The organism is Janthinobacterium sp. SUN073 (assembly GCF_030397665.1).
Classification (GTDB): domain Bacteria; phylum Pseudomonadota; class Gammaproteobacteria; order Burkholderiales; family Burkholderiaceae_D; genus Janthinobacterium.
Window position 1 is genome coordinate 141,306 of sequence record NZ_JAPUBT010000007.1, and the last position, 13,905, is coordinate 155,210.

Annotated in this window: 14 protein-coding genes; 5 read left to right on the top strand and 9 right to left on the bottom strand. The window is 62.2% G+C overall.

The genetic code is table 11. The annotated features are described in order from the left end of the window. Positions 1–56: 56 nt before the first annotated feature. The 5 genes from prmC to O0882_RS19275 form a co-directional block, all read right to left on the bottom strand. The gene (gene prmC / locus O0882_RS19255) at positions 57–887 is read right to left on the bottom strand and encodes a peptide chain release factor N(5)-glutamine methyltransferase (protein WP_071079940.1); all 831 of its coding nucleotides are present in this window, start codon (positions 885–887) and stop codon (positions 57–59) included. Between the two features lie 11 nt (positions 888–898). Further along, positions 899–1,369: a disulfide bond formation protein B gene (locus O0882_RS19260; RefSeq protein ID WP_289950551.1), complete on the bottom strand. Its 471-nt coding sequence runs from the start codon at positions 1,367–1,369 to the stop codon at positions 899–901. Positions 1,370–1,525: 156 nt separating this feature from the next. After that, a complete protein-coding gene (gene prfA, locus O0882_RS19265; protein ID WP_289950553.1) occupies positions 1,526–2,602 on the bottom strand; it encodes a peptide chain release factor 1 in 1,077 nt (358 codons plus the stop codon). A gap of 96 nt (positions 2,603–2,698) precedes the next feature. After that, entirely contained in the window at positions 2,699–3,973 is a 1,275-nt protein-coding gene (gene hemA, locus O0882_RS19270; protein WP_116742911.1) for a glutamyl-tRNA reductase, read from the bottom strand. Between the two features lie 92 nt (positions 3,974–4,065). Next, positions 4,066–4,755, bottom strand: a complete 690-nt coding sequence (locus tag O0882_RS19275; protein ID WP_071079937.1) for a response regulator transcription factor — start codon at positions 4,753–4,755, stop codon at positions 4,066–4,068. Between the two features lie 169 nt (positions 4,756–4,924). On the opposite strand from O0882_RS19275, the gene O0882_RS19280 reads away from it, so the two are divergent. Continuing rightward, entirely contained in the window at positions 4,925–5,428 is a 504-nt protein-coding gene (locus O0882_RS19280; RefSeq protein ID WP_289950558.1) for a hypothetical protein, read from the top strand. A 5-nt stretch (positions 5,429–5,433) separates the two neighbouring features. Here O0882_RS19280 and minE read toward each other — a convergent pair whose 3' ends face one another. The 4 genes from minE to metE form a co-directional block, all read right to left on the bottom strand. Continuing rightward, entirely contained in the window at positions 5,434–5,685 is a 252-nt protein-coding gene (gene minE, locus O0882_RS19285) for a cell division topological specificity factor MinE (RefSeq protein WP_071079935.1), read from the bottom strand. A gap of 1 nt (position 5,686) precedes the next feature. After that, the gene (gene minD, locus O0882_RS19290) at positions 5,687–6,502 is read right to left on the bottom strand and encodes a septum site-determining protein MinD (RefSeq protein ID WP_010393629.1); all 816 of its coding nucleotides are present in this window, start codon (positions 6,500–6,502) and stop codon (positions 5,687–5,689) included. 37 nt (positions 6,503–6,539) lie between these two features. Further along, positions 6,540–7,277: a septum site-determining protein MinC gene (minC, locus tag O0882_RS19295; RefSeq protein WP_099761089.1), complete on the bottom strand. Its 738-nt coding sequence runs from the start codon at positions 7,275–7,277 to the stop codon at positions 6,540–6,542. Between the two features lie 224 nt (positions 7,278–7,501). Then, complete coding sequence (gene metE / locus O0882_RS19300; protein WP_289950570.1) at positions 7,502–9,826, bottom strand: 5-methyltetrahydropteroyltriglutamate--homocysteine S-methyltransferase; 2,325 nt, start codon at positions 9,824–9,826, stop codon at positions 7,502–7,504. Between the two features lie 118 nt (positions 9,827–9,944). Here metE and O0882_RS19305 point away from each other — a divergent pair, with 118 nt between their 5' ends. The 4 genes from O0882_RS19305 to phbB all read left to right on the top strand — a co-directional run bounded on the left by O0882_RS19305 (position 9,945) and on the right by phbB (position 13,810). After that, on the top strand, positions 9,945–10,853 hold the full coding sequence (locus tag O0882_RS19305) for a LysR family transcriptional regulator (RefSeq protein ID WP_289950572.1): 909 nt from the start codon (positions 9,945–9,947) through the stop codon (positions 10,851–10,853). A gap of 127 nt (positions 10,854–10,980) precedes the next feature. After that, on the top strand, positions 10,981–11,466 hold the full coding sequence (locus tag O0882_RS19310; RefSeq protein ID WP_289950575.1) for a phasin family protein: 486 nt from the start codon (positions 10,981–10,983) through the stop codon (positions 11,464–11,466). Between the two features lie 212 nt (positions 11,467–11,678). Then, positions 11,679–12,857: an acetyl-CoA C-acetyltransferase gene (locus O0882_RS19315; protein WP_099761085.1), complete on the top strand. Its 1,179-nt coding sequence runs from the start codon at positions 11,679–11,681 to the stop codon at positions 12,855–12,857. Positions 12,858–13,069: 212 nt separating this feature from the next. Next, on the top strand, positions 13,070–13,810 hold the full coding sequence (gene phbB, locus O0882_RS19320; RefSeq protein ID WP_096233088.1) for an acetoacetyl-CoA reductase: 741 nt from the start codon (positions 13,070–13,072) through the stop codon (positions 13,808–13,810). The last annotated feature ends 95 nt before the right edge of the window (positions 13,811–13,905 follow it).

The window sequence follows — 13,905 nt, forward strand, 5'->3', positions numbered from 1 at the left end:
ACAAACTGCGGAGCATCTGGCGCGTTGCCGGATCAAGTCCCGCGCACGTGGATGGGTCAGCCCAGGCGGGCGCCGCTGACGCGCTCGATGCCGGCCAGGTCGCGCCAGCTTTGTACTTTGCTGTAGCCGGCATCGGCCAGCAAGCCGCGCACGGATGCCGCCTGGTCATAGCCGTGCTCCATCAGCAGCCAGGCGCCCGACGCCAGGTGGCGCGCGGCGCCAGCGACGATGGTGCGCAGGGCCGACAGGCCATCGGCGTGGTCGGTCAGCGCACCGGCCGGCTCGAAGCGCAAATCGCCTTCTGCCAGGTGGCGGTCGCCGCTGGCGATGTAGGGGGGATTCGAGACGATCAGGTCGAATTTTTCCGTGCCCAGCGCTTCGAACCAGTCGCTGGCCATGAAGGTGATGTTGACGCCGTTGGCGCTGGCGTTGCGGCGCGCCACAGCCAGCGCCGTGCTGCTGACATCCAGGGCCGTGACCACGGCGTCGGGCCGCGTGTACGCCAGCGCGACGGCGATGGCGCCGCTGCCCGTGCCCATGTCGAGCACCCGTCCGCCGGGCGGCAGGCGCTCGAGCGCCAGTTCCACCAGCACTTCCGTGTCGGGGCGGGGAATCAGCACGGCGTCGTTGACTTCGAATGGCAAGCCGAAGAATTCGCGTTGGCCGACGATGTAGGCGATCGGCTCGCCTTGCAGGCGGCGCGCCAGCAAGCCGGACAGGCGTTCGGCTTCATCGGAAGTGAGCACGCGCTCCGATTGTGTGATCAGCGAGACGCGCGACAAGCCCAGCGCGTGGCCCAGCAGGATGCGGTTGTCGAGCGGGTCGAGCAGCGGACGAATTTGCAGGGCGCCGACAGTGCTGCCGGCGGGGATCAGTGTTTCTGGCATGGTACTTTCAATTATTTCTGACGGCGCAGCAAGGTCCACAGCAGGCCGATGGCGAAGATGGCGAACCAGATGAACGCCCATTGCGGGATCGACAGGCCGAAAAACGGCTCGCCGGCGTTTTCGCAGGCGCCATACGATTCAAACATGAAGGGCATGAGTTCGGCCGTGAAGATCTTGTTCAGCGCCGTTTCCACCGGGTCGATGCCGCACGAGAAGCCGGGGTGCGCCAGCACGTACAAATGCTTGGCGCCCACGCCCAGGCCGCCCAAGGCCGCCAATACACCGATGCCGGCGCCGATTTTCGGCCGGTTGGCGGCCGCGCCAGCCAGGCAGGCGATGCCGATGGCGAGGAACAGGTAGCGCTGGATCACGCACAGCGGGCACGGCGCCATGTTCATGGCATGCTGCAAATACATGGCCACGCCCAGCATCAGGAAACACAGGGCGGCGATCGACAGGAGGACGGTGCGTGAATTTTTCATGGGCGACACGGTGAGGTGGATGGAATCGAGCTGGTCATTTTCGCACAAGGCCGGTTTTTTATTGCTTAGCCGCTACTTAAACCCAAAGGCAGAATCCGGGGTCGGACCCTCAGGGACTCGGCGTCCCCGTCCGACCCCGGCCCTTGCGTGGGTTACTTAATCGCCCAGCGCTGCTAAAAGCTCCGCCTGGTGCTCCGCCGCCAGCGCATTCGTCAGCTCCGTCAAATCCCCATCCATGATGAAGTCCAGCTTATACAAGGTCAGATTGATGCGGTGGTCCGTCAGGCGGCCCTGCGGGAAGTTATAGGTGCGGATGCGCTCGCTGCGGTCGCCGGAGCCGATCAGGCTCTTGCGCGTGGCCGCTTCCTTCGACTGCTGCTCGCGCAGTTGCACGTCCTTGATGCGCGCGGCCAGCACTTTCATCGCTTGCGCCTTGTTCTTGTGCTGGCTGCGGTCATCCTGGCACTCCACCACGATGCCGGTCGGCAAGTGGGTGATGCGCACGGCCGAATCGGTCTTGTTGATGTGCTGTCCGCCCGCGCCCGAGGCGCGGTAGGTGTCGATGCGCAGGTCGGCCGGGTTGATGTTGACGTCTTCCACTTCATCGGCTTCCGGCATCACGGCCACCGTGCAGGCCGACGTATGGATGCGGCCCTGCGTTTCTGTGGCCGGCACGCGCTGCACGCGGTGGCCGCCCGACTCGAATTTCAGCTTGGAATACGCGCCATTGCCGACCACGCGCACGATCACTTCGCGGTAGCCGCCCAGGTCGGAGTCGGACGACGACACGAGTTCCACCTGCCAGCGGTTGCGTTCGGCAAAGCGCGAGTACATGCGCAGCAGGTCGCCAGCGAACAGCGCGGATTCATCGCCGCCCGTGCCGGCACGAATTTCCAGGAAAATATTGCGCTCGTCATTGACATCCTTCGGCAGCAGCATGGTTTGCAATTCGCGTTCCAGGCGCGCCATGGTGGCTTTCGCCGCCTCGATCTCTTCCTGCGCGAATTCCTTCATGTCCGGGTCGCCCAGCATCTCTTGCGCCGTCGCAATATCGTTGCCCGCTTCCTGGTAGGAATGGTACAGGGCCACCAGCGGGCCCAGTTCGGCGTGCTCGCGCGTCATCTTGCGGTAGCTGTCCATGTTCGACGTGGCGTCCGGATGCATCAGCAGTTCGTCGAGTTCGACCAGGCGGTTCGCCAGTTGATCGAGTTTGCCCAGCATGGATGGTTTCATAGCGATTCGCGGTAAAAGAGTGTAGGGATGGTGCGGGTCCGGCAGGCCCGGCAGGCGGGCAGGGGTAGCCGCGCGCGGGCGGCCAGCGGGGCTGCGCTAACGGCGGGGGCGGAACAGTTTCGGCAGCAGGGTGACCAGTTGCTTGCGCTCGTCGCCTTGCGCCTGGTGCAGTGCCTGTTGCGGACCGTGCAGGAACTTGGCCGTCAAGCCTTTCGACAGCGCTTCCAGCACGGCGTCGATGTCGGCGCCCTTGGCCAGCATCTTGCGCGCCCGTTCCACTTCCATCAGGCGTAGCGCTTCGCTGTTTTCATGCAAGTGCTGGATGACGGGTACCATGGCGCGGTCGTCGACCCAGCTCATGAACGATTGCACGCGCGTCTCGATGATGGTCTCGGCTTGCGCCACGGCCGCTTGCCGGCTTTCCAGGCCCGTCTGCACGACCTTGCCCAGGTCGTCGACCGTGTACAGGAAGACGTCGTTCAGGCGGCCCACTTCCGATTCGATGTCGCGCGGCACGGCCAGGTCGACCATGAACATGGGTTTGTGGCGGCGCGCCTTGATGGCGCGCTCGACCAGGCCCAGGCCCAGCAGCGGTAACGATGATGCCGTGCATGAGATGACGATGTCGAACTGGTGCAGCATTTCTGGCAAGTCCGCCAGGCGGATCGCCTTGCCGTTGAAGCGGTGCGCCAGTTCCTCGCCCCGTTCCATGGTGCGGTTGGCAATCGTGATGCTTTTCGGGTTTTGCGCGGCAAAGTGCGTGGCGCATAATTCGATCATTTCGCCGGCGCCGATGAACAGTACGTTCTGCTCGGCGATCTTGTCGAAGATGCGCTGCGACAGGCGCACGGCGGCGGCCGCCATGGACACGCTGTGGGCGCCGATTTCCGTGCTGCTGCGCACTTCCTTGGCGACCGAAAAGCTGCGCTGGAACAACTGGTGCAGATACGTGCCCAGGCCGCCGGCCTCGTCGGCCGTGCGGATGGCATCCTTGATCTGCCCCAGGATCTGCGTTTCGCCCAGCACCATCGAGTCCAGCCCGGAGGCGACGCGGAAGGTGTGGCGCACGGCATCGTGCTGCGGCAGCATGTATAAGTGGGGGCGCAGCTCGCTGTAATTGAGCTGGTGATAATCGGCCAGGAAATGCGCACCCGCGTCGAGCGGATTGGGCACATGGCTGGCCGCATACAGCTCGGTGCGGTTGCAGGTCGAGAGAATGGCCGCTTCGTCGTTGTCGCGCAGGTCGATGCGCTGGAACCAGGTGCGCGCCGCCATCACCGCCGAACCCAGATGCTCAGGCGCAAACGCCAGCTGTTCGCGGAGCGACACTGGAGCGGTGGTATGGTTGAGGCCGACGGCGAGCAGTTGCATTTCAGGGCTGTTGGGAATTCTTATGCCGACATTATAACGCCTTGTGCCCGCTCTTTGAGCAGTTCGCCTGTTTTCACCCGGATGCGTGGGCGTCACCCGCCCAGTTTTTCCAGGCGATAACCATAACTGTAGACGGGCACGAGGCGGTAGCCGTGTTCCGGTTTCAGTTGCAGCTTGTTGCGCACGCGCGAGACGTGGGTGTCCATGGTGCGCGAGGGCAGGGCCGTGTCGCGCTGCCACACGGCTTCGTGGATGTAGGCGCGCGACAGGGGACGGCCCATGTTGCGGAAAAACAGCAGCGCCAGGGCGAATTCCTTGTGCGTCACGTCCAGCACTTCGCCATCCTTCAGCAGGCGGCCGGGGCGGGTTTCAAACGTGTAATGACCAAATTGCAAATACTCGGCGCCATTCTGCGCCGGGTAGGCCACGCGCAGCAGCGCCTGGGTGCGCAAAGTCAGTTCGCTGCGCCGCAAGGGCTTGATCATGTAGTCGTCGGCACCGGCCGTCATGCCCGCCACCACATCGTCTTCGCCGGAACTGTTGGTCATAAACAACACGGGCGCCTTCGGCGCCAGTTTTTCCCGGGCACGGCGCAATACTTCGGCGCCATCCAGATCGCTCACATGCCAGTCGAGGATGAGCATGTCGCAACTGTCCTTGCGCAGTTGCCCCAGCATTTCCTTGCCACTCTGAAACTCGTGGCAAGCGTGGCCGGCGGCGGTGAGCACCTGGCAGATCAGTTCTGCCTGACTATGGTCGCTATCGAGTACGGCAATTCGCATAATGGGCTGGAGTGTGTAGCAACAAACAGACGGTCCGCTCTGCTTATCGTAATGTTAAGGAATGCTCAAGTGAAATATAACAGAGATTGCAACTGTGTCCAGTGAAATCGGTGGCCACATTCTTTACGTTACACTTGTTCATCTACCCCTTACTAGCGGAGAAACGCGCATGGCAGACAAGAGCAGTACCGATTGGACCCTGATACCGGCCAGTCATGCCGAAATCGAGCAAGTGCGCGAGCGTTGCCGGCGCCTGGTGCAGCGGCGTGCCGTGATGTCGGCGGGCGCCTCGGCCATTCCCATACCCGGCATCGACCTGATGTCCGATGTCGGCCTGTTTTCCATGCTGATCAATGATATCAACCACGAATTCGGCCTGACGCCCGAGCAGATCGAGCGCCTCAACCCGCAGTTCAAGATGATGGCCTACCGCGCGGCGGTGGGCATGGGCGGCATGCTGGTGGGAAAGCTGGTGTCGCGCGAATTGATCCTCCACCTGCTCAAGCGCAGTGGCGTCAAGATTGCCACCAAGCAGGTGGCGCGCTTCGTGCCGTTCGCCGGGCAGGCGGTGGCGGCAGCCATCGGCTATGCCGTGTTCCGCCAGATCGGCAATCAGCACGTGAATGCCTGCGCCGCGGTGGCGCAGGAATTGCTCACGGTCAGGCCGGAGTAAAGACCTTAAGCGTCCGGCAGCACCACGTTGACGTCGAGTACCTCCAGGTTGCCCTGGCGGTCCAGCGAGATCTTGATGTCGTCGGCATTGACCTTGGTGTACTTGGAAATGACGGCGATCAATTCCTTGTGCAGGGCGGGCAGGAAGTCCGGACCACCGCGGCCGCTGCGTTCGCGGGCGATGATGATCTGCAGGCGTTCCTTGGCGGCGGTCGCCGTCTTCGGCTTGGGGGGAAACAGGAAAGAAAGCAAGGCCATATCACTTCGCCCCAAAAATGCGCTGGAGTAATCCAGGCTTTTCATAGTTGGTAAAGCGCAACTCGACCTCTTCGCCGAGGAAACGCGAGACCACGTCTTCATAGGCTTGCGCCACGTCCGTCCCCTTGAAATGGATGGCGGGATTGCCCTGGTTCGAGGCGGCCAGCACTTGTTCCGATTCCGGAATGATGCCCACCAGCGGGATGCGCAGGATTTCCTGCACGTCCTGGTAGGACAGCATTTCATCCGATTCCACGCGCTTCGGCGAGTAACGGGTGATCAGCAAATGTTCCTTGACCGGTTCGCCGCCCGTCTGCGCGCGGCGCGACTTGGCTTGCAGGATGCCCAGGATGCGGTCCGAATCGCGCACCGACGACACTTCCGGGTTGGTGACGATGATGGCTTCGTCGGCAAACGTCAGCGCCATCAGCGCGCCATGCTCGATGCCGGCCGGCGAATCGCAGATGATGAACTCGAAACCCATGTTGATCAGGTCGTTCAACACGCGTTCCACGCCTTCTTCCGACAAGGCATCCTTGTCGCGCGTTTGCGACGCAGGCAGGATGAACAGGTTGTCGCAGTGCTTGTCCTTGATCAGGGCCTGGTTCAGCGTGGCTTCCTTGTTGATCACATTGATCAGGTCGTAGACGACGCGGCGCTCGCAACCCATGATCAGGTCGAGGTTGCGCAGGCCCACGTCGAAGTCGAGCACGGCTGTCTTGTGGCCGCGCATGGCCAGGCCAGTGGAAAAACTGGCGCTAGAGGTCGTCTTGCCGACACCGCCCTTGCCGGACGTCACAACAATAATTCTTGCCACAAATAATCCTTTTCAGATATCTCTTGAATTGTGCAGCTTAAGAGCGGTTCACGGGAGTGACCGGATTGACAGAGTGTATATCGATTCTGTCTCCAGCCAAACGAATTTGCGCGGGTCCGCGCGCCATTTCCGCAGGGAAACCATCCTCGAACGTGCGGTACACGCCGGCGATCGACACCAGTTCAGGCTCCATGGCCAGCGCGAAGATGCGCGCCTGGGCATTGCCCGAGGCGCCGGCCAGCGCGCGGCCATACAGCGAGGAATACACGTGGATGCTGCCGTCGGCGATGATTTCGGCGCCATTGTTGACCACGGCGGTGATGATCAGGTCGCAGCCGCGCGCATAAATGCGCTGGCCCGCACGCACGGGCGTGTCGATCACCATCACTTGCGCTTCGGCGCCCGCCTGGGCGGCCGCCGTGGGCGTATCCTTGGGCGGCGCATCGTCGCGCGTCTTGCCGCTATCGAGGCTCAAGCCTTGCGCCAGGATGGCGTCCTGCATCTCGGCCGGCGCATTGCGCACGGCCACGGCATTCAAGCGGTATTTTTTCAGCAGTGCCACCAGCGAAGCCCAATCGACGGGCATGCCGCCAGGCGGCAAGTCGGCCACGTCCAGCACGGCCAGGTCATCTTCGAAAAAGTCCGCCACGCCTCCCGTCATGTCGCGCAAGGCGGCATCGAGTGCCTGCGTATCGGCGCTATGGACAATGGCGGAAACGGCGACGACGGTGGAAATCTTGATTTCGATAGGCTTCTGCGACGGGCTTTTGGACATAAACATTTATCAAAGTGAAACTGCGGCAGGCCAGATGTTCCGTACGGCAACAATGGGAGCAGTAAATTTCTTGCATTCTACTGCAAAAAAATCAGCATCAGGGGCCTGGCGCGTGCTATTCCGCAGGGCAACACCTACTTCATGTCAAAAAAAATGGGCGGCGCCCCGGAAAACCGGTGCGCCACCCTGAAAGCAGCCCTGCATGCGGCCTGGGTCGGCTTATGTCATGCCGCCGCGCGCATCTGCTGCGCCGCCGCGACCATATTTTTTAAAGCCGCCTCCGTTTCCGCCCAGCCCCGCGTCTTCAGGCCGCAATCGGGGTTGACCCATAAGTTGGCTGGCGGAATCACGGCGCTGGCTTTTTGCAGCAATTTCACCATGTCGAGAATCGAGGGGCGGCGCGGCGAGTGGATGTCGTACACGCCGGGGCCGATTTCGTTCTGATACTGGAACTGGCCCAAGCCCGTCAGCAACTCCCTGTCCGAGCGGCTCGTCTCCAACGTGATGACGTCGGCATCCATGGCGGCGATCTGCGGCAGGATGTCGTTGAACTGCGCATAGCACATGTGCGTGTGGATCTGCGTCGTGTCGCTGACGACGGACGCGGCGATGCGGAAGGCGCGCGTGGCCCAGTCCAGGTAGGCGTCCCACTGGCCGCGGCGCAGCGGCAAGCCTTCGCGGATGGCCGGCTCGTCGATCTGGATGATGCCGATGCCGGCCGTTTCCAGGTCTTGCACCTCGTCGCGGATGGCCAGGGCCAGTTGCAGCGCCGTGCTGGCGCGCGGCTGGTCGTCGCGCACGAACGACCATAGCAAGAGCGTGACCGGGCCCGTCAGCATGCCCTTCATGGGTTTATGCGTCAGGCTTTGCGCGTGCACCGTCCATGCGACGGTCATGGCGGCCGGGCGCTGCACATCGCCGTAGAGGACGGGAGGCTTGACGCAGCGCGAGCCGTACGATTGCACCCAGCCCAGGCGCGTGAAGGCGAACCCGTCCAGTTGCTCGCCAAAGTATTCGACCATGTCATTGCGTTCCGCTTCGCCATGCACCAGCACGTCCAGGCCCAGCGCTTCCTGGCGCGCCACGGCGTGGGCGATTTCGGCGCGCATCTGGTTTTCATACTCGGCGCTTGCCAGTTCGCCCCGTTGATGGCGGGCGCGGGCGGTGCGGATGGCCGCCGTCTGCGGGAAGGAGCCGATGGTCGTCGTCGGGAAGTCGGGCAGTTGCAAACGCGCCCGCTGCACGGCCTGGCGCAGGGGGAAGCTGGAATCGCGGCGGTCGACGGTGGGCGTGAGCGTTTGCAGGCGCTGCGTGACCGAGGCACGGTGGACGCGGGGGCTGGCGCGCCGCCCGGCGATGGCCAGGCGAGAGGTGGCCAGCGCGGCGGCATCGGGATGGCCTTCCAGTGCCCCCTTGAGCAGGGACAGTTCCGCCAGCTTTTCCGTGGCAAACGCCAGCCAGCTCTGGATCTCGCCGTCGAGCTCCGTTTCCGCGTCCAGGCTGAACGGCACGTGCAGCAGCGAGCACGACGGCGCCAGCCACAGCTGGCCGTTGCGCCTCGCTGCCAGCGGCTGCAGCACGGCCAGGGCCGCGTCGAGGTCGGTGCGCCAGATGTTGCGCCCGTCGACGATGCCAATCGACAAGACTTTATGCGCGGGCAGCCAGTCCGTCACGCTGATCAATTCATGCGGCGCGCGGATGCCGTCCACGTGCAGGCCGGCCACGGGCAGGCGGCAGGTCAGGCTGAGGTTTTCTTCCAGCGGCGAGAAATATGTGGCCAGCAAGATATTCACGCCCACCTGGTTCAGCTGCCAGTAGGTGCTCTCAAAAGCGCTGCGCCAGGCGTGGGGCAAGTCCAGGCCCAAAATCGGTTCGTCGAGCTGCACCCAGGTCACGCCTTGCTGTTTCAGGCGGTCGAGCAGGGCGCCGTACACGGGCAGCAATTGTTCCAGCAGGGCCAGACGATGGAAGCCAGACTCGCCCGGCGTCTTTTCCTTGCCCAGCCAGAGGAAAGTGAGGGGGCCGATCAGGGCCGCCTTGACCTGGTGGCCCAGCGCTTGCGCCTCGGCCACTTCCGCCAGCAGACGCTCGCAAGCCAGCGAAAATTGGGTCTGCGGCGACAATTCGGGCACCAGGTAGTGGTAATTGGTGTCAAACCACTTGGTCATTTCCAGCGCGGCAGTGCCTGCGGCGTTGCTATGGTGCGCGTGGCCGCAGTCCGCGTGTTGCGCATGCGTTGCTTCACCGCGCGCCATGGTGAAATAGCGCGCCAGCGGTGATTGCTCCGGCGTAAAGTTGAAACGCGCCGGTTCGCAGCCCAGCAGCTGGATATGGCTGGCCACCTGGTCGTACAAGGCGAAGTCGCCCACGGTGACGTAATCGAGACCGGCATCGCGTTGCAAGGCCCAGTGACGTGCGCGCAGTTGCTGGCCCGTCGCTTCCAGGGCGGCCTCGGACACCTCGCCGCGCCAATGGCTTTCCAGTGCCAGTTTCAGTTCACGCGCGGCGCCGATACGGGGAAAGCCAAGGATGTGGGTACGAATGGGCATGATGTCATCGAGATTTAATGTGAATGCGCTAGAGTGTGCGGCAACTTGGTCTATAATCAAAACGAAACATTTTGCCGAATAACATGAAAATAATTCACGTACTTCCCCCCATTTCCCGATGCTAGAAATCCGCCACCTGCGCACCCTGAGTGCCTTGCGTTCGTCCGGCAGCCTGGTGCGCGCCGCGCAGCTGCTCAATTTGACCCAGTCGGCGCTGTCACACCAGATCCGCTTGCTCGAAGAGCGCTACAAGGCGCCCCTGTTCGAGCGCAAGTCGATGCCGATCGCCTTTACGGCCACGGGTAGCCGTCTCTTGGCCCTGGCCGACAAGCTGCTGCCCGAGATCGAGCTGGCCGAGCGCGACGTGGCGCGCCTGTCGCAGGGCGACAAGGGGCAGCTGCGCGTGGCGCTCGAATGCCATACCTGCTTCGACTGGTTGATGCCGGTGATGGATGCGTTCCGCCAGCGCTGGCCGGAAGTGGAGATTGACCTGGTATCGGGCTTTCACAGCGAACCGGCGGACTTGCTGCGCTCGGGCGATGCCGATCTCGTGATTGGTTCGCCTTACGGCCCCGACTTCACCGTGTTTCCCCTGTTCCGCTTTGAAATGCTGGTGGTGATGGCGCAGAAGCACCGGCTGCAGGCGCAGCGCCGGCTGGTGGCGGCCGACTTTACGGGCGAGACCCTGATCACCTATCCCGTGCCGGAAGAGCGCATCGATCTGATCCGCGAAGTGCTGCGGCCCGCCGGCATCCAGTTCGAGCGCCGCACAGCCGAACTGACGGTGGCCGTGCTGCAGCTGGTGGCGAGCCGGCGCGGCATCGCCGCCTTGCCGAACTGGGCCATCAAGAATTACGTCGATTACGATTATGTGGTGGCGCGTCCGGTGGGCGAGCACGGTCTGTGGAGCGACTTGTACGTGTCCGTGCCGGAGCAGTTGCAGGACAAGGCATATGTGCGCGATTTCGTCAGCGTGATACGCGAGCAGTGCGCGGCCTCGCTTGACGGTATCAAGTTGTTGTCCTGATCCATGTTGGTGGGCACAAACCAACAGCAAAGCTTGATAAATATCAAGGTTCAGCAATGAACCACCGCTTACAGTTGAGCACTGTGCGGCGCAACATGGCGCTGCCTACTCTTTGGGGAGGAACACGATGTTTTCATTTTCCGAGCAATGGGCACTGGCCGGCAAGGCCGTGGTGGAAGCACAATTGATCAGCGCGCAAGCGTATGTCCAGGCCGCCGTCGACAGCGGCGCCAGCGTGCTGGATTTGCAGCTCGATGCGGCCCGCGCGGCGCTGGCGGCCGCTACGGTAGCGGGCAATCAGCTGCTGTCCGCGAAGGACCCGCAAGCGCTGCTGCAACTGTCGCGCACGCAGTCGCAACTGGCCATCGAACGCATCGGTGCATATAACCGTCAGGCAAAGGATGTTGCTCAGGAAGCCCAGCAAAAATTCGACACTGTGACAAAGGGTGAGTTTGCTGCATCGCGTCAAAAATTCGACGAGCTGTTGCAGGTGGTAAAGCAAACGCCCGCGCCCCTGATTATTCCCTTCAATAATTTTCTAAAAACCACTTTCGGCGGCGCCGATGAAGGGTATGATAAAAATAAAAACACGCGTCCTGCCCGTCAAGCGTAGGCGCGTCGCGGCCCGGCAGCGGCTATCCGCCGCGCCAGGCCGCCCGCCGCCACCGCAGGGCAGGCTGCCATCGCTGCCGCCTGCGGTGTGGCGCTGGAACTGCGGCGTATGCCGCGCTAGAATGAAACACAGCTTGCTGTGTCTTCCCGGATTCATTGGATTGTATTAACACCTTCACCTTGGCCCTCGTGGCCTGCATATCGGAGAAATAAATGGATGATGTCGTAATCGTGGCCGCCGGCCGTACCGCAGTCGGCAAATTCGGTGGCAGTCTGGCCAAGATTCCTGCGTCCGAACTGGGCGCGCATGTAATCAAGGGCTTGCTGGCACAAACCGGCATCGACCCGAACCTGATCGGCGAAGCGATCCTGGGCCAGGTGCTGACGGCTGCCGTCGGCCAGAACGCCGCGCGCCAGGCTGTCATCAAGGCTGGCCTGCCCAGCTCCATCCCGGCATTCACCATCAACAAGGTATGCGGCAGCGGCCTGAAGGCCACGCACCTGGCGGCGCAAGCGATCAAATGTGGCGACGCCAACATCATCATCGCCGGTGGCCAGGAAAACATGAGCGCCTCGCCGCACGCGATGAACGGCTCGCGCGACGGTTTCCGCATGGGCGACTTCAAGATGGTCGACACCATGATCGTCGACGGCCTGTGGGATGTGTACAACCAGTACCACATGGGCATCACGGCGGAAAATGTCGCCAAGAAATACGAAGTGACGCGCGCCGAGCAGGATGAATTCGCGCTGCAGTCGCAACTGAAGGCGGAAGCGGCGCAAAAAGCGGGCAAGTTCAAGGATGAAATCCTGCCGCTGGAAATCGCCAACAAAAAAGGCACCGTGGTCTTCGACAGCGACGAATACATCAAGCCGGGCTCGACCCTGGAATCGCTGACCGGCCTGCGCCCCGCGTTCGCCAAGGACGGTACCGTCACCGCCGGCAATGCTTCCGGCCTGAACGATGGCGCCGCCGCCGTCATCATGATGTCGGCCTCGCAAGCGAAAGAACTGGGCTTGAAGCCGCTGGCACGCATCAAGGCCTACGCCTCGTCGGGCCTGGACCCGGCCGTCATGGGCATGGGCCCTGTCTCCGCTTCGCGTCTGTGCCTGAAAAAAGCCGGCTGGACGCATGAAGAGCTGGACTTGATGGAAATCAATGAAGCGTTCGCCGCGCAAGCGATTGCCGTCAACAAGGAAATGGGCTGGGATACCAGCAAGATCAACGTGAACGGCGGCGCGATTGCCATCGGCCACCCGATCGGCGCCTCCGGCGCGCGCATCCTGGTCACGCTGATCCACGAAATGATACGCCGCGACGCCAAGAAAGGCCTAGCCGCCTTGTGCATCGGCGGCGGCATGGGTGTTGCTCTAGCGATCGAACGCGACTAAGTAGCTGGCACCGCCCCCAAGCTACTGCGCGGCGCGCTTTGCGGCCTGCGATGCTCACCGTGTTGAAACACGGTTGCGCTTCTTAGCCACAAATCATCGCCGCTCGCTACGCTTGGGTACGGTGCGGTTTGCCGCCGTGATGCAACGGTTGTGGACTGCCTTACCTAATTAATTAACTTTTTAGCAACAGAACGACACTGAGGGGATGAAAAATGGCAAGAGTTGCATTGGTAACTGGTGGCATGGGTGGTCTGGGCGAAGCGGTGTGTTTTAAACTGGCGGCGCTCGGTTATCGCGTGGTCACGACCTATTCTCCAGGCAATCAGAAGGTCGCGGACTGGCTGGCGACGACCAAGGACATGGGCTATGACTTCAAGGCGTATCCGTGCGACGTGGCCGACTACGATTCGGCTGCCGCCTGCGTGGCTGCCGTGGAAAAGGATATCGGTCCTGTCGACGTGCTGGTGAATAACGCCGGCATCACGCGCGACATGACGTTCAAGAAGATGGACAAGCCGAACTGGGATGCCGTGATGGGCACCAACCTCGACTCCGTTTTCAACATGACCAAGCCTGTCTGCGACGGCATGGTGGAACGCGGCTGGGGCCGCATCATCAATATCTCGTCCGTGAATGGTCAGAAGGGTGCCTTCGGCCAGACCAACTACTCGGCCGCGAAAGCCGGCATGCACGGTTTCACCAAGTCGCTGGCGCTGGAAGTGGCGCGCAAGAACGTCACCGTCAACACCATTTCGCCAGGTTACATCGGTACCAAGATGGTCATGGCAATTCCGCAGGAAGTGCTCGACAGCAAAATCATCCCGCAAATTCCGATGGCGCGCCTGGGCAAGCCGGAAGAAGTGGCCGGCCTGGTGGCTTACCTGGCCTCCGACGAGGCAGCGTTCGTCACTGGCGCGAATATCTCGATCAACGGCGGCCAGCACATGTCGTAATCGTTGTTGAGGTAAAACAGAGAGACAGCTGCGGCTGTCTTTTTTTTATGCTTGCAAGCAAAACAAGGGGAGTGCGGGATTTGCCTTAGAATCAG